The sequence below is a fragment of the Nisaea acidiphila genome, from assembly GCF_024662015.1.
In the GTDB taxonomy this organism is placed as follows: domain Bacteria; phylum Pseudomonadota; class Alphaproteobacteria; order Thalassobaculales; family Thalassobaculaceae; genus Nisaea; species Nisaea acidiphila.
This window is the reverse complement of record NZ_CP102480.1, coordinates 1,425,047-1,446,511: the sequence shown is the minus strand read 5'-3', so window position 1 is coordinate 1,446,511 and position 21,465 is coordinate 1,425,047. Positions and strand designations below refer to the sequence as shown.

Below are 21,465 nucleotides of genomic sequence, written 5' to 3'. Positions count from 1 at the left end.
TCGGTGAACGCGCGCGATCCCATGTCGCGGCTGCGCGAGGCCTCGCAGCTCATGCGTCAGGGCCGTCCGGCGGAGGCGGCGGCGATCTTCGGAGAGGTCGCGAAGCTCAATCCGCACCAGCCGGAGCTGCAGAACAATCTCGGCGTCGCCCTGAAGGCGGCGGGCCGGCCGAAGGAAGCCGTGCAGGCCTACCGGCGGGCGCTCAAGCTCAAGCCGGACTATGCGGTCGCGGAAGCGAACCTGGCGCGTGCCCTGCTGCAAACGGGCGACGGCGCGGCGGCGGTCCGTCACTTCGATAGCGCGCACCGCAAGGCACCCGAGGCGGGGTTTCTCGCGGAGATGCTGGACGCACTTGCCGGTCTCCGGTTTGCGAAGCCCGATCCGGCGCTCCGAACGATCCTGCTCGCAATGTTCGAGCGCCGCGATATCGACCTACAACGATTGGCTCCGGCGGCGCTCTCGCTTGTGCTGGCGAACCGCGCCATCGCGAAAGGCGCCGAGGTGGCCTGGCGCTGGTATCGCGAGGGTGGCGGCCCTCCGCCACCGTTGCCGGACGATCCGCTGCTCGCCGCGTTGCTGTCCTGGACGACATTGCCCGATCCGCGCCTGGAGGCCTGGATGGTAGCGGAGCGGCGGCGCCTGCTGCTGCACGGCGCGGTAAACCCGAAGTCGGCCGAACCGCTTTTCCTGCAGGCGATGACGTCGGAATACGCCTGGTGCGAGACGGAAGAGGAGGCGGTTGCCGTAGGAGCGCTTTTGGCGCTGGATCGGCTGACGCCGGAGCAGGCGATACTGCTCGGGCTCTATCGTGACATTGCTTCGGTTCCCGCCGCATGCGCCGCTCTGGAAGGTATCGGATCGGGCCTGATCCTTGACCGGTCGGTCCGCGAGCCGGAGGAGGAACGCATTCTCGGCACCGCGCTTTCGGCGCTGACGCCGATCGCGGACGAGATTTCGGAGAAGGTGCGCGACCAGTACGAGACCCACCCCTATCCGCGCTGGCGCAGTGTCGACGGACAAATCCGCCGCAAGTCGTTCGAGGCCCATCAGCGCGACCGCTTCCCGGCGATGCGCTTCGACGGAATAGACCTCAGGGCGCCGAAGCTGCTGGTTGCCGGCTGCGGTACCGGGCGGCACGCGATCCAGACCGCCGCGCGCTACGAGGGGGTCGAGGTCACCGCGGTCGATCTCAGCCGCCGCTCGCTCGGTTACGCTGCACGGATGGCGCAGGACCTGGGCCGGACGAACATTCGTTTCGCGCAGGCGGACATTCTCGGGCTCGGCGCGCTGGAGGAGCGGTTCGACGTGATCGAGTGCTCCGGCGTTCTGCACCACATGGCGGACCCCTTGGCGGGCTGGCGTGTCCTTCGGGGGCTGCTGAAACCGGGCGGGCTGATGCGGGTCGCCCTTTATAGCGAGATTGCACGGGAACGCTTTGCCAAGCTCCGGGCGGAGATCGAGGCCACCGCGGAAGACGAGATCGCCGCCGAGATCCGCGACCGGCGGCGCGACGCGCTGCTGTTGCCGGAAAGCGACCCGGCCGCCATCGTCTGGCAGACGGGAGACTTCTATTCCCTCAGCGGCTGCCGTGACCTGCTCTTCCATCGCCGCGAGGTGCGCTTCACCTGGCCGGAGATCGGCGCCGCGGTGGCCGAACTGGACCTGAAATTAGTCGGCGTGGAAACGGCCTCGGTGGCACTGCGGGAGCTCTATCTGAAGCGCTTCCCGGAAGATCCGTCGGCGACCGATCCGGCGAACTGGGACAAGATCGAGCGGGAGTATCCGGAAAGCTTCCTCGCCATGTACCAGTTCTGGTGCCAGGCGGCCTAGCGCTCCCGCCGCTCCTCCATCGCCTGCGCCAGATCGAGCAACTCCGCCTCGTCCGGTTCCTCGTTGGTCTGCAGACGATATTCGCCGCCGAGCCAGCGGCCGAGATCGATGGTCTTGCAGCGCTCGGAGCAGAACGGGCGGAAGGCCTTGTCGATCGGTTTGCCGCAGATCGCACAGCCGGCCTTGCGCTTGCGTTTGCTCTTCTCGAAATCGCTGATATCCGCCATCCGGTTTCCCCTAGCGCCTTGCCGGACCGATCTCGATCCGCTCCAAGGCATAGTCCGGCTGCGCGGTCACTTGCAAGGCGCCTCCGAGCTTGCGGTTTACCTCGGCCAGCGCTTCCGCGCCCGGACCGGCGAGCCAGTCTGCGATATCGGGCGCGCAGAGTATTTCCGGGCGGGCGATGCCGTTGGTCTCGCGCAACAGCCGTCGCAGGGCCGTGAGGGCAACAGTCGCGGCGCGCGGATGGCGCTCCGCCGGGCGGAGATAGTCCTCGGCGAGACTGCGGCCGACGCGCTGCACGGTGACTTCCAGAACGCCGCTCCGGGTCCAGCCGAGCACCTGGGGCGGCTGCGCGTTGTCGCCGCCAGAAAGCGGCCATCCCTCGAAAGCCGCCTGCATCGCGGCGGCGATCCGGTCCTTGTCGCTCTTCTGCGAGAGGCGGGGGAAATCGATCAGGACGAGGCCGGAGAGGCGGCGGAGGCGGATCTCGGAAGCGATAGAGGGGGCCATTTCCTCGAAAAGGCGAGCCCAGCCATTCGGCGCCCGCGCCGCGCCAGCGAGATCCACGTCGATGGCGACCAGCGCCTCGGTATCGTCGAAGGTCAGCGCGGTGCCGTTCGGCAGGACAAGGCGGCGGGCGAGCGCGCGTTCGATCTGCGTGTCGATATCGTCCGCCTCGAAACCGGTGCCGCCGCTGCTCTCCGCGACGGGTGCCGATGGGAAGAGCACGCAAGCGGTCTCTTCCGGCCTCGGGGCCAGGCGGATCGGCTTGGGGCCGTCCCCGGCGGCGATCGCGTCCTCGACCGATTTCCACTCCTTCAGAAGCCCGGTCAGGTCGGCAATGAGCTGAAGCTTTTCGGCACCGTCCGCATTCTCGTGCACCAGAAGCCCGACATCCGCCGGGCGGCCGGGCTCAAGCATCTCCTTCAGCGCGTCCCGCTTGCCTTTGGCCTTGATGGCGCCGGCGATCGAAAGGTCGCTCTCGGTCGGGCGGAGACTCATGAAGCGGCCGCTGAGCGAGATCTGGCGCGAGGCCTGCGCCTGTTTGCGGCCGGCGGCGTCCGCGGTCACGGTGACCGGCAGCAGCGCACCTTCAGCAGGCGCTTTTCTCTTGCCGAGATTGAGGAAGGCCTCGCCCTTGCCGATATCGAGAAAGGCCGCGTTCAGTTCGGGCCGGACGGCGGTAACACGGGCGAGCGCGATTTCGCCCCGGCGGCTTCTTGGCAGGCCGGTGCGCTCGACCCAGAGATCGGTGAGAATGCCGTCCGCAAGCGCGGCGATCCGGGTCTCCCCGGGGGATCTGTCGACGATCAGGCGGTCGGGCTCACGCATCGCCCTCACCATAGCGGAAACCGCATCCGGCAAGGAGGGCGTGAGTCTCGTGAAGATCGAGACCGACGACGTTGGAATGGGAGCCAGAGAGGAAGCGGATATGGATCGCGGCGAGGCCCTGGATGGCGTAGCCGCCGGCCTTGCCGTCCCATTCGCCGGAGGCGATATAGGTCTCGATATCCTCTTTCGTCAGCCGTTTGAAGGCGACAGTGGTCACCGAGATCCGGCTGCGCGTGAAACCCTCGGGGCCGATCAGGCGGATAGCACCGATCACACGGTGGCGGCGGCCCGAGAGATGTTTCAGGCAGGCGCGGGCCTGTTCCTCGCTTTCCGCCTTGGGAAGGATGCGCCGGCCGCTCGCGACGACGGTGTCGGCGGCGAGCACGAAGGCCTCCGGATGACTCTGCGCGACCGCATGCGCCTTTTCCCAGGCGACGCGTTCGGCATAAGCGTCCGGCAATTCGCCCTTCTTAGGGGTCTCGTCGATATCGGCTGGGCTGACGTGATCGGGCACGAGCCCGATACGGCCGAGCAGGTCGAGCCTGCGCGGCGAGGCCGAGGCCAAAACGAAATGCGCGCCGGAAGGGGCGCGCAATCGTAGGGGGCCAGACATGGCCGTCACCTCGGAAGACTTATTTGAAGCGGAAGGTGATACGACCCTTGGTCAGATCGTACGGGGTCATTTCCACGTTTACCCGATCACCCGCGAGCACGCGGATCCGGTTCTTGCGCATCTTGCCGCTGGTATGGGCGAGCACTTCGTGGTCATTGTCCAGCTTCACCCGGAACATGGCGTTCGGAAGCAATTCCGAAACGGTTCCGGAAAACTCAATTACGTCTTCTTTCGGCATTCCTACTCCTTCAAGCGTCCGAAGATTGCGGCAATAAGTGCGCCGGGCGCCCGGCGGGGTCAAGGTCTTTTCTCTTCATGGCAGCACTGCGAAGCGCTTAGCCGGAGCCCGCATTTTTATCCATCAGCGCCGAGAATCTCTGTTTGATCCGGCGCATCAACTCGTCACGCACATGGCGGTAGGCGTCGAGCCGCGTCTCCCGGGAGCCTTCGATGATTGTCGCGTCCAGCATCGGCCAGTACTCAATGTCGCAGGCCATGGTCCGGGTCAGCTCGATCGCGCGATGCTGCGCTTCCGGCGAGAGCGAAACGATGACATCGAAGAAATCGTCTTCCATCTGCTCAAAGCTCTTCGGCGCGTGGCGCGAGAGATCGATGCCGATCTCGTTCAGCACCTCGACCGCGAACGGGTCGAGATCGCCGTTGCGCACGCCGCAGGAATCCACATAGGCCTTCATCCCGATCAGATGTTTCATGATCGCCTCGGCCATCGGCGAGCGCACCGCATTCTGGGTACAGGCGAAGAGGACGGCGCTCGGCTCCCGGATCGGTTCACCCAGCGGCGACTGGGGCTCGGGGGGCATGGCGCGGTCCGACATCTGCGGCTTACCCCCGGATGTGAAGGACGCAGATGAGGGTAAAGAGGCGCCGGGCGGTATCGAAATCGATATCGACCTTGCCGGCGAGGCGTTCTTTCAGCAGCGTCGAACCTTCGTTGTGCAGCCCGCGCCGGCCCATGTCGATGGCCTCGATCTGGGACGGGTTCAGGTGCTTGATGGCGTCGTAATAGCTTTCGCAGATCTTGAAATAGTCCCGCACCACGCGCCGGAACGGCGTCATGGCAAGCCAGATCTGGTAATTGCCGCCGCGCTCGGGATCGGAAATGTCGAAAAGCAGCCGGTTCTCCTCGATCCTGAGCTTCAGCTCGTAGGGGCCGCCATCCTCGTCGCCCGCGGGGGCGAAGGAATTCTCTTCCAGCAGGTCGTAGATCGCGACCGCACGCTCGTGCTCTACTTCGGGGCTGCGCCGGACCACGGTGCGCTCGTCGAGCTCGATCTTGGAGATGCGCGCATTGGCGCGGCCCTCCTCGTCGTCATCCTCGATCGGGCCGTCGCCGAAATCGCGCACCATGGTTCACTCCCGCCTATTCGGCGGCTGCTCCGAGGCGGATCGCCACCGAGCGGGCATGGGCGCCGAGCCCTTCCGCCTCCGCCAGCGTCACCGCAGCCGGACCGATGGCGGCGAGGCTCGCCGGGTCGCATTTCACCCAGGTCGTACGTTTCAGGAAGTCGAGCACGCCGAGGCCGGAGGAGAAGCGTGCTGTCCGCGCCGTCGGCAGTACGTGGTTCGGTCCCGCCACATAGTCGCCGATGGCCTCCGGCGTATGACGTCCGAGGAACATCGCGCCGGCATGACGGATCTCGCCGGCGAGCGCGTCCGGATCCTCGACCGCGAGCTCCAGATGCTCCGGCGCCAGCCGGTCGACCAGGGCCGGGGCGTCGGCGAGATCGTTCACGACAATGACCGCGCCGTGATCGTTCCAGCTCGCGCCGGCGATATTGGCGCGCGGCAGGGTCGCGAGATGCTCCGCGACGGCGGCTTCCACCCTAGCCGCGAAGTCTGCGTCGTCAGTGATCAGGATCGCCTGCGCAACCTCGTCATGCTCGGCCTGGGACAGGAGGTCGATGGCGATCCAGGAGGGATCGTTCTCGGCGTCGGCGACAACCAGGATTTCCGACGGTCCAGCAATGGAATCGATCCCGACCTTGCCGAAGACCTGGCGTTTCGCTGCGGCGACATAGGCGTTGCCCGGGCCGATGATCTTGTCGACCGGACGGATGGTTTCGGTCCCGTAGGCGAGCGCGGCCACGGCCTGCGCGCCGCCGACCCGGTAGATCTCGGTGATGCCTGAAATCTCGGCGGCGGCTAGCACCAGCGGGCTGATCTCGCCGCCCGGCGTCGGCACCACCATGACCCGGCGCGGAACGCCCGCGACCTTCGCCGGGATGGCGTTCATCAGCACCGAGCTCGGATAGGCGGCCTTGCCACCCGGCACATAGAGCCCGACCGCGTCGACAGGCGTGTGGCGTAGTCCCAGACCGACGCCGTCCGCGTCCGCATAATCGATGGAGGTGGGGACCTGGGTCCGGTGAAAGGCCTCGATCCGCTCGGCCGCCTTTTCCAGCGCGGCAAGCGTTTCCTGCGAGCAGGCCGCCCGCGCTGAAGCGATCTCTTCCGCCGAAATTGCAATTCCGGTCTTGGCCAGATCGATCCGGTCGAATTTTTGCGTCAGCTCGATCAGCGCCGCATCGCCGCGGGCGATCACGTCGGCGATGATGCCGGCGACGGTGTCGCTGACATCGCTGTCGGTCTCGCGCTTGGAATTGACGAGGCCTTCGAACGCCTCCTCAAAATCCGGCGCTCCCGCAATCAACTTACGCGGCAAGGGCTGCCTCCCCGATACGGTCGACCAGATCCTTCACCGGCCCAGGTCGTGTCTTGAGCGCGGCGCGATTGACGGCGAGACGGGAACTGACGGCGGCGATCTGCTCGACCTCGACGAGGCCGTTCGCCTTCAGGGTCGAGCCGGTTTCCACCAGATCGACGATGCGGCGGCAGAGCCCAAGGCCGGGCGCCAGTTCCAGCGCGCCGTTCAGCTTGATGCATTCCGCCTGCACGCCGCGCGCTGCGAAATGGCGCCGGGTGACGTTCGGATATTTCGTCGCGATCCGGAGGTGGCTCCAGTGCTGCGGGTTCTCCTTCGCGGCGAGTTCCGCCGGTTCGGCGACCGCGAGGCGGCAATGGCCGACATTGAGATCCACCGGGGCGTAGATTTCCGGATGGTCGAATTCCATCAGCACGTCGCTGCCGGCGATCGCCAGATGGGCGGCGCCGAAGGCGAGGAAGGTCGCCGTGTCGAAGCTGCGTACGCGGATGATCTCGAGATCCGCGTCGTTGGTATGGAACTGCAGGCGCCGCGAGGACTCGTTGAAGAAGTCGTCTTCCGGCTCAATTCCCGCCCGTTCCAGAATGGGCGTGATCGCCTTCAGGATCCGGCCCTTCGGCAGGGCGAGGATCAATGGCTGGTTCGCGCTCACCGCGTCTCTCCTGTCTTATCTTGCCTGCCGCCAACCGTGCCGGGCGGCAGTCCGATCAGGCGCCCGAGGCCTCGTCCGCCGGTGCCGGTTTTGCATCCTCTTGCGGATGGGACGGCGTGAAGACGGTCGGCCAAGGTTCGCCGAGGTCCTCGATATGGCACAGGATGCGGTCGACTGCGAGTCGAATGGTCACGTTATCGGCGAAGGCGAGGTCGATCTGCCCGTCCGAGGGATGCACCGTGAGGAGGTTCAGGATCCGGTCCCGCTTGCTCCGCTCGAAGCCGTGGGTCTGCACCCGGCTGACGCCGTCGAAGCGGATGCCGCAATGGACCCGCTCGGCATAGAGCGTATCGCCGTCCGCAGGGACCGTGCCGTCTTCCGGCGCGGTCTCCCAGCGGAAGCGCTGCACCACCATGACGAAACGGCCGTCATTCGGCTCGTAGGTCATCTCAGAGACCGGGAGCAGCGCGTCCTGCAGGTAGGCGGCAACGACCGAGAGGTCGTCCGCATCCTCGGCACGGACCCGGAACGGCCGGTCGCTCGCCGCCAGTAGTGATACGTCTCGTGATACCATGGCCCCCGCCGCCCAGATTATCTAGACCGTCAATTCCTCGCCTGCCTCGGCGGCGACACGTTGAATGTCGGCACCGCAGGCGCTCAGTTTTTCGACCAGCCGTTCGTAACCGCGGTCGAGATGATAGATCCGGTTCACTTCCGTCACCCCGTCCGCCGCGAGGCCGGCCAGCACCAGGCTGACCGAGGCGCGCAGGTCGGTCGCCATGACCGGCGCGCCGATCAGACGGTCGGTGCCGCGGATCAGTGCCGAAGCGTGATGCACGTTGATGTTCGCGCCCATGCGGCTCAGTTCCGGCACATGCATGAAGCGGTTCTCGAAGATCGTCTCGGTGACCATGGAGGCACCGCGGGCGACGCACATCAAGGTCATGAACTGGGCTTGCAGGTCGGTCGGGAAGCCGGGGAAGGGCTCGGTCATGACATCGACGCCGCGCAGCTTGCCGCGCTCCGCCTTGACCCGGATCGAGCGGTCGCTTTCCTCGATCGTCACACCCGCTTCGCGCAGGATCTCGAAAACATTGTCCAGGAGTCCCTTGGTCGTGCCGGTCAGTTCCACATCACCGCCGGTAATCGCCGCCGCCATGGCATAGGTGCCGGTCTCGATCCGGTCCGGCACAACTTTGTGAATGGCGCCGCCTAGTCTGTCCTTGCCCTGGATATGAATGGTGTCGGTGCCGTGGCCCTCGATCTCCGCGCCCATGGCGATCAGGCACTCCGCGAGATCAGTGATCTCCGGCTCGCGCGCGGCATTGACCAGCACCGTCTCGCTGTCCGCGAGACTGGCCGCCATCATCAGGTTCTCGGTCGCGCCGACGGAGACCATCGGGAAAACCACGCGGCCGCCCTGCAGGCGTCCGGACGGGACCTCTGCCTTCACATAGCCGCCTTCGAGTGCGACCTCCGCACCCAGCTCGGCAAGTCCCTTCAGATGCAGGTCCACCGGCCGGTTGCCGATGGCGCAGCCGCCCGGCAGGGAGACGGTTGCTTCGCCGCAGCGCGCGAGCAGCGGGCCGAGCACCAGAACCGAGGCGCGCATCTTGCGGACGAGATCGTAGGGCGCCGTGGTGCTCTCGATCGTCACGGCGTGGAAATCGACCGTCTGCCCGCCGCCGGCTTCGTCCTGGGTACTGCGCTTCACCCCGTGCTGGTCGAGCAGCGCGCCCATGGACCGGATATCGGCGAGCTTCGGCATGTTGGTGAGGGTCAGCGGCTGATCGGTCAGCAGGCTTGCGGCCATCAGCGGCAGGGCGGCGTTCTTCGCCCCGCTGACCGGAATCTGTCCCTTGAGCGGAGTGCCGCCGCGAATCACCAACTTGTCCATGAATGTCCCCATTCTCAAAAGGGAGGCGGTCCCTCGCAAGCACCGGCCCCGCACCGTTTTACTTTATCGTGGCGCGGTCTCTCAACCCCGCCGCTTTCGAGAATTCCCATAGAATGGGGCAGGTTTTTGACGTTCCGTGCCAGGCGGCGCGGACAAGGCGCGTCACGAATCGCCGGAGCCGCTCTCGCCCCGCGTGTCTGCGGGTCCGTCGGCCCGCTGGCGCGTCTGGGCCTTGCGGCGATGCAGATTGGCGCGCAGGGCCGCCGCGCGGCGTTCCGCACGCAGCTCCGCCTCGCTCTTCGGGGCGCCGGACTCCGGCTCTTTCGGGGATTTGGCCATGGCCTGAGAGTGCCCACGGACGGCGCGCAATTCCAGCCAAGAAACGTGCTTGCACCTCTCAAGTGCCTGTGGCATGTTCCGCCGCGCTTCGCGAGGGGCCTCCCTCGCCGCCCGGCTTTTTGCCGAAAAACGCTGCCGTAGCTCAGGGGTAGAGCACTCCCTTGGTAAGGGAGAGGTCGAGTGTTCAAATCACTCCGGCAGCACCAGTTTCTCTCCTCGAATTCATCGGTCTGCCTTCGTCGGCCATGCGCTCGTGCGCACTTAATGCTTTGAATCTGACCCTTCCGAGAAAGTATTAGACTGGTCTCGGGGTTCCGGCCAAAGCGTGGAGGAGGGGCGAGAGCGTGGATCTGCAGGCAATGGTGAATGACGCCGCGGCGCTGCATCGCAGCGGCCGGTTCGCCGAAGCGCTCGTACTGTACCGACGCGTATTGCTCATTCGCCCGTCCATGACATCGATTCTCTCGCTCGCGGCGGAGGCGATGGTACATGGCGGCGCGCCCGGAGATGGCGCGCGGGTCGCCCGGCGCGCGGTCGCGGTCGAGCCGGGTAAGGGCGTGTTTCATAAGTTGCTGGCCTATGCCTCTACGATGGCCGGCGATCTCAGCAATGCGGAGCGCGCCTATGCAGGGGCATTCCGCGCGGAGCCCGGCAATCTAGATATTCTGAGCGACTGGGCCAGTGTTGCGCGCGCCCGCGATCCGGCGGCGGCATCTGCGGTTCTGCGCCGGCTCGTTCTGCTCGTCCCCCATCTCGGTGAGGCATGGCGCCGTTTCGGAGAGGCGGACGCGGCGTCAAATCCGGAGCGTAGCAGCAGGAGTTACCGGGTCGCTCTGCGCATTGCGCCGGGAGATGCGCCGGCATGGCGCGGGCTCGGTCTGGTCGGGTTGGCGGCCAAAGGGAATGAGGCGAATGCCGAGAATGCATTCCGCCACGCCGCCCTCGTCGCTCCCGAAGACTCTGAGGCGTATCGCTGGCTCGCGACGTCGACCTCCGAGATACTTGCTGCCGTCCCGCGATTTAGGCGTGCTTCGATGCTTGCGCCGGCGGATCTTACCGCTTGGTTCGGGCTCGCGAACGCCTGCTATCGAGGAGAGTCGCCCGAGAGGGGCGAACGCGCGTATCGCCGGGTCGCTGTTCTGGAGCCAGGGCACGCCGATGCATATGCGAACCGTCTCGTAATTCTGACCGAGCGCAATACACCCGCCGATGCGGTGAGGCGAGGATACCGCCGACTGCTCGCTCTTGCCCCTCTGCGCGAGCGCACACTCGCAAATATCGCGAAACTCCATATGGATCGCGGTGAAAACAGCGAGGCTGAGCGTTATGTTCGCCGCAGCCTTGTTTCCGGGCGGTTCGAACGTGCCTCGATGGCGGCGCTCGCCGGGATCTATCGGCAGACCCGCAGGATTGAAGCGGCGATGCGTCAGGTCCGGCGCAGCGAACTGCTCTTTCCCGAGAATGCGGCCCTGAAATCGACGCGCCTTATGGATTTGAGCTACAGCGCAGGCGTGACTGCAGAGCAGCTCTATCGCGCGCACCGGGACTGGGCAGAGCGCTGGGCGGCTTCCGAGCGTCCCCTCGGGTACGATGTCGACAAGAGGCCGGACCGACAGTTGCGGCTGGGGTTCCTTTCACCGGATCTGAGGCGGCATCCGGTCGGATACTTCATGAAGCCGCTGCTCGGCCAACTCGACCGGGCAGGCTTCGAGCTCTTTCTCTATTCCGATTGCGGCGAGGGGGACGATCTGACCTCGGATTTCCGTACCCGCGCCGACCATTGGCGCGATACGGCAGGGCTCGGGCACGAACCGTTGCGGCAGAGGATCCTCGATGACCGCATCGACATCCTGTTCGATCTCGCCGGGCATAGCTCGGGCAATCGCATGGAAATGTTCGCGATGCGCGCGGCGCCATTGCAGATGACCTGGATGGGGTATGTCGGCACGACCGGTCTCCGGACGATGGACTACCTTGTCACCGACCGTTTTCAGACAAGACCGGGCACCGAGGATTGGTACGGCGAGCGATGGCTGGTCCTGCCGGACGACTACATTTGCTTCGAGCCGGTGCCCGAGGCGCCCGAGGTGGCGCCAAGTCCGGCGGGTAGGAACGGTTTCGTCACCTTCGGGAGTTTCAACAATCCGGCCAAACTGTCTGACCGGAGCCTGGATCTCTGGGGGCGGGTCCTCGAGCAAATCCCCGGCTCGGAGCTGCTGCTTGCCTATCGCGGATTCAACGATCCCGGATTGCAGCGGGAGATCAGGGAGTTTCTGTCGGCCAGGAAGATTGAGCCGGAGCGAATTCGCTTCTCTGTTTTTGCCTCTCACGAGGCGTTCCTCGCGGGATATGGGGAGGTCGACATCGCGCTCGATACATTGCCGTATTCCGGCGGCCTGACGACCTGCGAGGCGCTCTGGATGGGAGTGCCTGTGGTCACGCTCTCGACGGCGGACCATTTCGCCGGGCGGCATTCCGTCAGTCATTTGACCAATGCCGGGTTTCCGGAGTGGGTGGCGGATAGCGATGAGGCCTTCTTCAAGGTCGCTTGCGGTCTCGGCTCTGATCCTGGGCGTCTGGCGGATCTTCGCGCAACTCTCCGGCAGAGAGTTGCGGATTCGCCGCTCTGCGACCGGACGCATTATGCCGACGCGGTCGCAGCGGCGCTTAGAATGGCTTGGCAACGATATTGTGCAGCGGACTAGGTCCGGATCAGCGCGTCCAGCATGACGACGCCGACGCCCTTTTCCATAATCAGTACAGGATTGGCCTCGGCTTCCTCGATCCGCGAATCCGCGGCTAGCCGGGAAAGGGTGCTGACCGTTTCCGCGAGGGCTTCCAGATCGCCTTCCGGCCGCCCCCGGAAACCGCGCAGCAGCTCGAACCCCTTCACCTCGCGAATCATCTCGCGGGCGCCGTCGACGCTGACCGGTGCCGGGCGGACGGCGCTGTCGCGGTAGATTTCAGTCATCACGCCACCCATCGCGACGGTCACGACCGGTCCTGCCACTGGATCGCGGGAGAGGCCGATCAGGGCTTCTCCGAGGCCGCTGACCAGCTCTTGCACGAGGATGCCGGCCAGCCGGAAACCCGGATGGTATCGCTCGGCGGACCCGCGCATTTCCATGATGGCGTCGATCAGTTCCGCCCGGTCCTTGATCCCGACCTTGATTGCACCGGCATCGGTCTTGTGCGGCAGGTCCGGCGAGACCAGTTTGGCGACGACCGGGAAGGAGACGGGCAGTTCTTCCGGAACGCCCTCCGACGGTGCGAGCACGGTCTGGCCCGGGCCGGTGAGGCCCATGGTCTGGAATATGGCTGCGGAGCTGACTTCATCCGCGGTGCCGGACGGCAGAGCGTCGATCAGAGCGGTGGCGGCGGCGGGAAGGGGCATTGCGGGTGCAACAGACTGGGCCGCCCCGGTCATCAGCATCGCCACGGTCTCGGCGCAGCTCTCCACGGTACGGAAGGTCGGGACGCCGCCGGCTTCCAGCAGCCGCATGCTGTCCGGAGCATGCGGAAGGGGGAAGGCGAGCACCGGCGCCGCGTCATCCGACGCCTCGGAGACCGCGTCGACGATCGGTTTCACCGCCAGTTCCGGATCGAATTGCGCCGATGAGCCGATGGCGACGATCAGCACGCCGGTCTCCGGGTCGCGGATCAGGGTCGAGACCGCTTCCTTCATGATCTCGTAGCGGGCTCCCGCCAGCGTGACGTCGACCAGCTTGCCGTGGCCGCTCGGAATGCCTTGCTTTGCGAAATGCGCTTTCGTGGAAGTGCTTGCGCCGGCGATTTCGACGCCACGGGCGCTCAATTGGTCGACGACCATGGCGCCGCCGCCGCCGGTGGTCGCGATCACGGTCGCGGTCTTCGGTCGGCCCGGTTGCAGACGGGCCTTCGCCAAGGCACCCGGCGCTTCCAGAAGGGTCTCGAGTTGCTCTGCCTTACGGATCCCGAGACTGCGCAGCAGCGCATCCACGGCTGCCGCCGATCCAGTGAGAGCGCCGGTATGAGAGACGGAAAGTGCCTGCCCCTCCTCGGATTTCCCGATCATATAGGCGACCACGGGTTTTCCGGCCGCATGCGCCTTGGCGGCGAAGCGGGCCAGTGCCGCACGGTTCCGGATTGTTTCCATGAACAGCAGGAAACCGTCCGTTCCGTCGTGATCGACGAGGATTTCGCCAACCTCGCCAATCCCCGCGGCAGCCTCGTTCCCGACGGAAACGAATGTCGAAAAGGCAATGTCGCGGGCGGCTCCGCGGCTGAGCAGGGTTCCGATCACACTGCCGCTCTGCGAGATCACGGCAAGCCGACCGCGGCCGATGGTTTCGGCGCCGAAGGCCGCGTTGGTGGTTGCCGCGAAGCCGGAAGCGGTATGGACAACGCCCATCGAGTTGGGGCCGATGACGAGCATGCCGGTTTCTTCGGCGATGCGCTGGACCTCGGCCTGCCGGCGCGCGCCTTCCTCACCGGCTTCCGCGAAGCCGTCGGCCAGTATGGCGACGATCCGCACACCGGCAGCGGCACAGTCCTTAAGCGCCTCTATGGCGGGATCCGCGTCGAGCAGGATATAGGCGAAATCCACAGGTTCAGGAACGGCTTTGACGGACGGCCAGGCCTTCTCGCCAAGTACCGTGTCGCGGGCCGGGTTCACCGGATAGATCCGGCCTTCGAAGCCGTGGCGGCGCAGAAAACGCATCGGGCGTGCCGTCAGCTTGCTTTCTGTGTTCGAGGCGCCGACGAGGGCGATGGTGGCCGGGGAGACGAGGGCTTGGAGGAGGGAGGCTGGCATGAAATTGGTAATCCGACGGAACCGGGAACCGGAGGGATAAATTGCTGGGAGCGATGATGCCCCGTCCGCGCGAGTTCTGACAAGTCGTGCTCCCACAAGGCAAAAACCTTCTGCTAACTTGCCTCAGGCACGTTAGAAACGTAGAGCGGAGCTGAAGGGAGCAATCGGGCTTGGACTTGCAGGCGCTAGTGAATGACGGCTTCCAGCGGCATCAGGCGGGTCACCTGGCAGAGGCTGTCCGGCTCTATCGCACGGTACTTGCCGTGCACCCGCCGATCGCCCTTGTGCTGTCGCTGGCCGGGGATGCCGCCACGGCGTCGGGAGATCCCGTTACCGGAGCGCTTCAATTGCGCCGGGCGCTTGCACTCGAACCGCGCAAGAGCTCCTTTCATCAGATGCTGGCGTTTGCGGAAGCGTCTTCGGGAAATCTCTCGGTGGCGGAAGAGAATTACGCGGCGGCGGTCGAGTGCGATCCAGGCAATCTTTCGGCCATGAACGACTGGGCAAACCTGATCCGCGTCCGTCTGCCGGAGAAAGCCCGCAGTTTGGTCCGCAAATGCGTCCTTGCGGAGCCGGGAAACCCGGCCCAGCTACGGCATCTGGCGGAACTCACCGTGCCCCGGGACAGGGCGGCGGGCAGGGACATGCTCGCCCGCGTCACCTGCCTGAACCCGCTGGACGACACAGCCTGGAAGCGTTTCGCCCTCGTTAAGATCGCTGAAGGGGAAAATGCGAACGCCGCCGGGGATCTCTTGCGCAGCCTGCTGCTCGGTCCGGCGGACGGTGGGAGCTACACCCGACTTGCGAATGCGTCCTCCGGCGTTCGGGAAATCGACGAGCGTCTCAGGAATTTCAAACGCGCGACGGTGCTCGACCGCTCCAGCCCTGACGCTTGGCTGTCATTCGGCAACGGTCTGCATAGTGCCGACCGGAAAGCGTCTGCGGACCTCTGCTTCCAGCGATCGTTGTTACTCGATCCCAGCAATCAGACAGCGCTGGGTAATCTGCTCGTGCTGCGCGCGGAAATGGGGATGTCCCGCGACCGGATACTGGACGGTTACCGGAAATTGCGCCGTATCGATCCGGCGCGTTCGGAGACGCATGTCAACTTCACGAAATATCTCTCGGAGCAGGGGGCTTACACCCTGGCGGTTCAGGCGGCACGCGTTGCAATGATCGTCGGTGGGGTAAATCATGACATGTTCATCGGCCTCGCCAACGGTCATCGGCAGTCGCGCCAACACGCTGCGGCCGAACGGTGCCTCAGATGGGCGGCCGTCGCTTATCCGGAGGCTGGAAATGTGCAGTCCGGCCTCGTCATGGGACATAATTACGAAACCGGCGTGACCGCTGAATCTCTCTACCGGCGCCATCGCAGCTGGGCCGAACACATGGCTCCCGAGGAAGAACCTCTCTCTTATGAGGTCGACCTATCCGAGGGCCGGGAGATTCACCTCGGATTTCTTTCGCCGGATATGAAGCGCCATCCCGTCGGCTTCTTCCTGCTCCCGGTTCTGAAGCATCTCGACCGGGAGCGGTTTCGGGTCACGATCTATTCAGATCTTGCCGAGGGCGATTATTTCACTGAGGAGCTGCGCCGGAATACCGACGTCTGGCTGGATAGCGGCCGCATTCCCGATACAGAGTTGCGCCAGCGCATCATGGAGGATCGGGTCGATATCCTCTTCGATCTCGCCGGGCACTCCGCCGGCAACCGGATGCGCCTTTTTGCCCGCCGGGCCGCCCCCCTCCAAATGACGTGGATGGGGTATGTCGGAACGACCGGGCTCTCGACGATGGACTACCTCGTGACGGACCGGTACCAGACGGTGCCCGGCACGGAGAAATTCTATACCGAGAAATGGCTGGTCCTGCCGGACGATTACATCTGCTTCTACCCGTCGCCGACCGCTCCGGCCGTCGCGCCAGCGCCAGTGCTGAACAACGGATACGTAACCTTTGGCTGCTTCAATAATCCCGCCAAGCTGACGGACGACACGCTGGGACTCTGGAGTGCGGTCATGGAAGCGGTGCCTGCTTCCCGCCTTCTGCTGTCCTATCGCGGTTTTGACGATCCTGGAGTGCAGGCAGGCATTCGGGCCGTCATGGGCAAGGAAGGGATCGCGCCGGAGCGCTTGTCATTCGAAACCAACCGCTTCCATGAGGAATTTCTCGGCGGGTACGGCGAGGTGGATATCGCACTCGACACATTGCCCTATTCCGGCGGCCTTACGACCTGCGAGGCTTTGTGGATGGGAGTGCCGGTGGTGACGCTGGCGACCCAGGATCATTTTGCGGGACGTCATTCCCTCAGCCATCTCAGCAACGCCGGTTTTCCGAACTGGGCGGTGGAGAGCCGGGCGGATTTCGTCGGTCTTGCGCGCGCATTGGCAGCGGATGCGGGGCGGTTGGCGCGCATCCGGCAGTCGTTACGCGCCGCCGTCGCCTCCTCGGCGCTTTGCGATCAGGCGCGGTATACCCGCAATGTCGAGAGTAAGCTGGCGGAGGTCTGGTCGGACTTCTGTTCCGGTTCGGCCTGCATGCGCTGTTAATCGTTAATTCAGTTTTTGCAGGTACGGATTTAGGGAAAGATTGCTTCGGCCTAAAAATCCGGGCATGAGATTATTAGGGGAAAGTAGCCGGCGGCGACAGTCTGCCTGGAATCGGCATGTCGAACGAAGATCTGAACATTCTCGACTTCTTAGTCGACGAACCCGAGGACTCTGCCGCGTCGGCCGAGCCCTGGAAGGTTCTTATCGTCGATGACGATCACGATGTTGCCGCGACGACGTCACTCGTCTTGCGCGATGTCGAGGTCGAAGGGCGTCCCTTGTCGCTTTTGTCCGCATATTCTGCTGCCGAGGCGAAACAGGTCCTGGCGGATAACCCGGATGTGGGCCTGGCACTCATAGACGTCGTGATGGAAACGCCGAACGCAGGTCTCGACCTCATCCGTTACATCCGCGAAGACATGGACAACAAGCTGATCCGCTTGGTCGTTCGCACCGGGCAGCCAGGGCATGCTCCGGAACAGAGTGTCATCACCGATTACGATATCAGCGACTATAAGGAAAAGACCGAACTCAGCGCGCAGAAGCTTTTTTCCCTCGCCTATGCCGGTTTGCGGTCCTACCAGCAGTTTCTGGCGATGGAGCAAAGCCGGCGCGGACTGATGAAGGTATTGCAAGCCTCGACCGCGCTCTTCGAACAGCCCTCGCTGGCCGGGTTCGCAGACGGCATCCTCGAGAATCTTGAGTCCATCGCCAACATGCATCGCGGGGCAGGAGAGAAAATCGGGGCCTCCGCGGTCCTCGCCGTGGCGGAACACAACAGCAAGTCGGTCGAGGATTACGAGGTGATCGCCGGTCATGGTGCTGTGGCGGATGCCCGGAGTTTGTCCGATATGGCTCTCGGCGCGGAAGATGAGAAGCTCGTCCGGGAACTGGCGACCCGCGGAGCCGGGATTCATACTTGCCGGAGCGAGGATGCATTGCTGGCCGGGATCGTCGGTCGTGGAGGACAGACCAGTCTTCTTTTCCTACCGGAACTTCAATCGCTGGAAGGGCCGGACGCGCAGATTGTCGAGGTCTTTATCAGCCAGGTTCTGACGGCATTCGAGAATCTGCGCCTGCATGACCAGACGGAACGCGCCCAACGCGAAATCGTTCTGCGCCTCGGCGAGGCGGTCGAAACGCGTTCCGGAGAGACTGGCAGGCACGTTTCGCGTGTCGCGCAATATTCGCGTGTGATCGCGGACAAGATCGGACTTTCCGCGTCCGATTCTGAACTCCTGTTCCGTGCCGCTCCGCTGCACGATATCGGCAAGATCGGTATCCCCGATGCCATCCTGTGCAAGCCCGGAAAGCTGGAGTTGGACGAGTGGGAAGCCATGAAGCGGCATACCGTCATCGGCTACGAGATGCTCCGGACGTCCGATATGCCGATCCTGCAGCTCGCCGCAAAAATTGCCCTTGAGCACCATGAGAAATGGGAAGGCGGCGGCTATCCGAACGATATCAAAGGGGACGCGATCTCGATCGAAGGCCGGATCGTCGGACTGGTGGACGTATTCGACGCTCTCACGTCGGAGCGTGTGTACAAGAAGGCATGGAAGGTCGAAGACGCGGTGGAATTGATCCGCGAGCAGCGCGGGAAGCATTTCGATCCAAACCTCGTTGACGTCTTCGTGGATAATCTCCCCACGATGATCGATATCAGAACCACTTACGGTGACGAGAACCTGGTGACGGCCTGACGGTTGCCGGCGTTCGTGTCGAAGAGGGGATCGGCATGGGGGGCGAAAAGGCGGTCACGCAGCGCCACGATATGACCGGAGATCTTTTCTTCGAGTGGCGTGCCGACGATCGGGGGCGCCTCAGCCATCTGTCCGACAATTTCAACCTCCTGACCGGACTGGATCCGGAAAGTCTGCTTGGAAAGCCGCGCTTCGGCCGGCCTGAGAATGCGGACGGCGACACGCTCCTCCCTGCAATGCTCGAAGCCGCGAGAAACGGCGTGCCGTTCCGTGGCCTGCCGGCGGTCCTGTCCGATGGGCTATCAGGCTGCAGGGTGTCTCTCATCGGTCGGGCTTCGGTGTCCGGTGAAGCCGGCAATACGGTTTTCGAGGGAATAGGCTTTTGTCCCGACAGCGGGCAGACGGTGCATCAGCCTGGGGGTAAGGCGGAAGCTGCGCATGCGGTGAACAAGACGACAATCCTGGATCGGATGCGCAACCTTGCGCGCGTCGGTTATTCGAGTGTGGATCCTGCTTCGGGGAACGTTCGTATCGTTGGCCCGATGCGCGAAATGCTCGGCATGACAGAGAGTGAAATTTCCCATGAGGGGATCCGCTCCCACATCTTCGCCGACGATCTTGCCGCATATGACGAGGCCCGCGCGAAAGCGTTCGAAACCGCGGAAGCCGCGACGGTCGACCTCAGGCTCGGCTCGGAGCGCTCGGAATGTCACCATGTACGGCTTCAGTTCGAGCCGGTTCTCGGAGACGACGGATCGGTTGAATCCCTCTTTGCGGTACATCAGGACATCACTCAGCAAAAGGAGCTTGAGCTTGAGGTCCAGAATAGCGACCGATCGTTTCGGCGAGCGCAAAGACTCGGCGTAATCGGGCATTGGACATACGAGCCCGGTGAAAAACGGGTGTATTTCTCTGAACAGGCCCAAAGCATCTATGACTGTGTCGGTCACGATTTTCTGACTTTCTCGGAGGCGCGCGACCGGGTCCATCCCAACGACCGTTCGTTTTTCGACAAGATGCGTGCGCAGACCGCCGATGGCGAGCCCGGGTTTGAAGCTGAAATCAGGGTCCAGCGGACAGACGGTTCGACCGCGCATATTCTCGTGGCAAGCGAGTTCGACTTCGACGACACGGGCAGGCTGAAAAGGACCTTCGGCGTTTTGCTGGACGTGACTCCGCGCGTCGAGGCGGAAGCGGCACGGCGCGATGCCGAAGCGGTAATGACCGACATTTTCGAGAATACGGATTCCGGCATTCTCGTGCGCGATCTCGAAGGCCGGTTCATCCGGGCGAACACACGAGCCGCCATCCAACTCGGTCTGCGCATCGACGACATTCTCGGGCAAACGGTGGACGGGGTGTTGGCGAAGAGCGACCGGATGGAGGCCTCGGAAAAGTTTCGGGATGCGGCGCTTCGCGTCGTGGCGACCCACGGATCCGTAACGTACGACTACACCTACGTTCCGGAGTCCGGTGCGCCGGCAACGGAGTTCCGAGTGGTCAATTTCCCCATTTCGGGACCTGACGGCGCCGTCCGAGGCGTTGCCAGCATGCGTTACGACATCACCGAATTCGTACAGGCGCAATCGGCGCTGAAAAACCTGAACGAAAGTCTCGAGCAGACCGTTCGGATGCGAACCCGGGAGTTGCGCCGCAGCGAGGAGCGGTTCCGCAATATCGCGTCCGCATCGGCCGATTGGCTCTGGGAACTCGACAGTGAGCTCAAACTCGCCTGGTGTTCGGACAATTTCTTCGAACAGACGGGCCGTGACCCGCAGGACTATATCGGCCATCCGCTCACTTCGCTCGTCACCGAGCAGGAGAGGTTTGTCGATCAGCGCGAGGCATGGGACGCGTTCGTTTCAAAGCTGGAGTCGCGCAGCCCGGTGCGGGGCATCGAGATCGTTCGAACCCATCCCTCGGGACAGCGTATCGTGCGGATAAATGCGCGCCCGGTCTGGTCCGATGGAAACTTCGTCGGTTTTCAGGGGTCGACCACGGATATTACCGAGTTGAAGCAGGCACAGACCCAGCTGATCGAGTCCGAACGTCTGGCCTCGCTCGGCGGACTGGTGGCCGGGATCTCCCATGAGATTAACACTCCGGTCGGTGCGAGCTACACCGTTGTGACCAAACTGACCAGGTCACTGAAGGAGCTTGACGACGCCTACGCGGCGCAAAAGATCAGTCAGGCGCTCTTCTCCCGCGTGTTGACCGAAATGAAGGAAGGACTCGGCATCATCCAGCGCGGGCTTGAGCGGACGTCGGACCTGATTTCGCATTTCAAACAGGTGGCAGTCGACCAGACGAGCCATAAACGCCGTACTTTCAGCCTCGCGGAGCTCTCACGCGATATCGTCGCCACGATGGAAGCGACCGTCTCCGGCCAGCGGATTGAGTTCGCGACCGAGGTGCCGGAGGACATCGAACTCGACTCCTATCCGGGGCCGCTCGGTCAGGTGATGATCAACCTGATCCAGAACGCCATCTTGCACGGACTTGACGATATCGGGGACCGACCGGGAAAAATCGGGATTCTGGCGGAGATGACCGAGGCGGGGACGCTCGGAGTGTTGGTCAGCGACAATGGCAAGGGGATGTCCCCGAATGTCGCACGCCGCGTGTTCGAGCCGTTCTTCACGACGAAGCTCGGTAGCGGAGGAAGCGGTCTCGGGATGCATCTCGTCTATTCGATCGTGCACACTGTTCTCGGAGGAACGGTATCCGTCGCGTCGGTTCCCGGTGAAGGCACGAAAGTATCCGTCGTGATTCCACTCGCGGCGCCGGAAAACCCGGACAAGGACATAGCGGAAGAAACGGGCTGATCCCCGCTGAACCGTCCCGCATTGT

General features: G+C 64.0%; 17 protein-coding genes and 1 tRNA gene. 6 read left to right on the top strand and 12 right to left on the bottom strand.

Annotated elements, in window-relative coordinates:
* Nucleotides 1-21 precede the first annotated feature (21 nt).
* Nucleotides 22-1,830, top strand: coding sequence for a class I SAM-dependent methyltransferase (locus NUH88_RS06660; RefSeq protein WP_257770809.1), 1,809 nt, complete (start codon nucleotides 22-24; stop codon nucleotides 1,828-1,830).
* Here the strand turns inward: NUH88_RS06660 and NUH88_RS06655 are convergent.
* The 11 genes from NUH88_RS06655 to NUH88_RS06605 all read right to left on the bottom strand — a co-directional run bounded on the left by NUH88_RS06655 (nucleotide 1,827) and on the right by NUH88_RS06605 (nucleotide 9,568).
* On the bottom strand, nucleotides 1,827-2,057 hold the full coding sequence (locus tag NUH88_RS06655; RefSeq protein WP_257770808.1) for a DNA gyrase inhibitor YacG: 231 nt from the start codon (nucleotides 2,055-2,057) through the stop codon (nucleotides 1,827-1,829). The genes NUH88_RS06660 and NUH88_RS06655 overlap by 4 nt on opposite strands.
* 10 nt (nucleotides 2,058-2,067) lie before the next feature.
* A complete protein-coding gene (locus tag NUH88_RS06650) occupies nucleotides 2,068-3,384 on the bottom strand; it encodes a ribonuclease E/G (RefSeq protein ID WP_257770806.1) in 1,317 nt (438 codons plus the stop codon).
* The gene (locus NUH88_RS06645; protein WP_257770805.1) at nucleotides 3,377-3,997 is read right to left on the bottom strand and encodes a Maf family protein; all 621 of its coding nucleotides are present in this window, start codon (nucleotides 3,995-3,997) and stop codon (nucleotides 3,377-3,379) included. Before NUH88_RS06645 ends, NUH88_RS06650 begins: the two co-directional genes overlap by 8 nt.
* Nucleotides 3,998-4,016: 19 nt before the next feature.
* A complete protein-coding gene (gene infA / locus NUH88_RS06640; protein WP_257770804.1) occupies nucleotides 4,017-4,235 on the bottom strand; it encodes a translation initiation factor IF-1 in 219 nt (72 codons plus the stop codon).
* A gap of 97 nt (nucleotides 4,236-4,332) precedes the next feature.
* Nucleotides 4,333-4,818 (bottom strand): arsenate-mycothiol transferase ArsC, encoded by a 486-nt coding sequence (locus NUH88_RS06635; protein ID WP_257770803.1) that lies wholly within the window; start codon nucleotides 4,816-4,818, stop codon nucleotides 4,333-4,335.
* 22 nt (nucleotides 4,819-4,840) lie between these two features.
* Nucleotides 4,841-5,365, bottom strand: coding sequence for a UPF0262 family protein (locus NUH88_RS06630; protein WP_257770802.1), 525 nt, complete (start codon nucleotides 5,363-5,365; stop codon nucleotides 4,841-4,843).
* Nucleotides 5,366-5,378: 13 nt separating this feature from the next.
* Nucleotides 5,379-6,680 carry a histidinol dehydrogenase gene (gene hisD / locus NUH88_RS06625; protein ID WP_257770801.1) on the bottom strand — a complete coding sequence of 434 codons (1,302 nt, stop codon included), beginning with the start codon at nucleotides 6,678-6,680 and terminating at the stop codon, nucleotides 5,379-5,381.
* Nucleotides 6,670-7,332, bottom strand: coding sequence for an ATP phosphoribosyltransferase (hisG, locus tag NUH88_RS06620; RefSeq protein WP_257770800.1), 663 nt, complete (start codon nucleotides 7,330-7,332; stop codon nucleotides 6,670-6,672). Before hisG ends, hisD begins: the two co-directional genes overlap by 11 nt.
* Nucleotides 7,333-7,387: 55 nt before the next feature.
* Nucleotides 7,388-7,906, bottom strand: coding sequence for a DUF2948 family protein (locus NUH88_RS06615; RefSeq protein WP_257770799.1), 519 nt, complete (start codon nucleotides 7,904-7,906; stop codon nucleotides 7,388-7,390).
* A gap of 21 nt (nucleotides 7,907-7,927) precedes the next feature.
* A complete protein-coding gene (gene murA, locus NUH88_RS06610; protein WP_257770798.1) occupies nucleotides 7,928-9,229 on the bottom strand; it encodes a UDP-N-acetylglucosamine 1-carboxyvinyltransferase in 1,302 nt (433 codons plus the stop codon).
* A gap of 162 nt (nucleotides 9,230-9,391) precedes the next feature.
* Complete coding sequence (locus tag NUH88_RS06605) at nucleotides 9,392-9,568, bottom strand: hypothetical protein (protein WP_257770797.1); 177 nt, start codon at nucleotides 9,566-9,568, stop codon at nucleotides 9,392-9,394.
* 131 nt (nucleotides 9,569-9,699) lie between these two features.
* On the opposite strand from NUH88_RS06605, the gene NUH88_RS06600 reads away from it, so the two are divergent.
* Nucleotides 9,700-9,774, top strand: a tRNA-Thr gene (locus NUH88_RS06600).
* A gap of 138 nt (nucleotides 9,775-9,912) precedes the next feature.
* On the top strand, nucleotides 9,913-12,273 hold the full coding sequence (locus NUH88_RS06595) for a tetratricopeptide repeat protein (RefSeq protein WP_257770796.1): 2,361 nt from the start codon (nucleotides 9,913-9,915) through the stop codon (nucleotides 12,271-12,273).
* Here the strand turns inward: NUH88_RS06595 and NUH88_RS06590 are convergent.
* The gene (locus NUH88_RS06590) at nucleotides 12,270-14,360 is read right to left on the bottom strand and encodes an acetate--CoA ligase family protein (RefSeq protein WP_257770794.1); all 2,091 of its coding nucleotides are present in this window, start codon (nucleotides 14,358-14,360) and stop codon (nucleotides 12,270-12,272) included. The two genes, NUH88_RS06595 and NUH88_RS06590, sit on opposite strands and share 4 nt — an antisense overlap.
* 170 nt (nucleotides 14,361-14,530) lie before the next feature.
* Between NUH88_RS06590 and NUH88_RS06585 the strand changes: the two genes are divergently transcribed.
* From NUH88_RS06585 to NUH88_RS06575, 3 genes are all read left to right on the top strand, one after another.
* A complete protein-coding gene (locus tag NUH88_RS06585) occupies nucleotides 14,531-16,912 on the top strand; it encodes a tetratricopeptide repeat protein (RefSeq protein ID WP_257770792.1) in 2,382 nt (793 codons plus the stop codon).
* A gap of 116 nt (nucleotides 16,913-17,028) precedes the next feature.
* Nucleotides 17,029-18,615 (top strand): HD domain-containing phosphohydrolase, encoded by a 1,587-nt coding sequence (locus NUH88_RS06580; RefSeq protein ID WP_257770790.1) that lies wholly within the window; start codon nucleotides 17,029-17,031, stop codon nucleotides 18,613-18,615.
* 35 nt (nucleotides 18,616-18,650) lie between these two features.
* Nucleotides 18,651-21,440, top strand: coding sequence for a PAS domain-containing sensor histidine kinase (locus tag NUH88_RS06575; RefSeq protein WP_257770788.1), 2,790 nt, complete (start codon nucleotides 18,651-18,653; stop codon nucleotides 21,438-21,440).
* The last annotated feature ends 25 nt before the right edge of the window (nucleotides 21,441-21,465 follow it).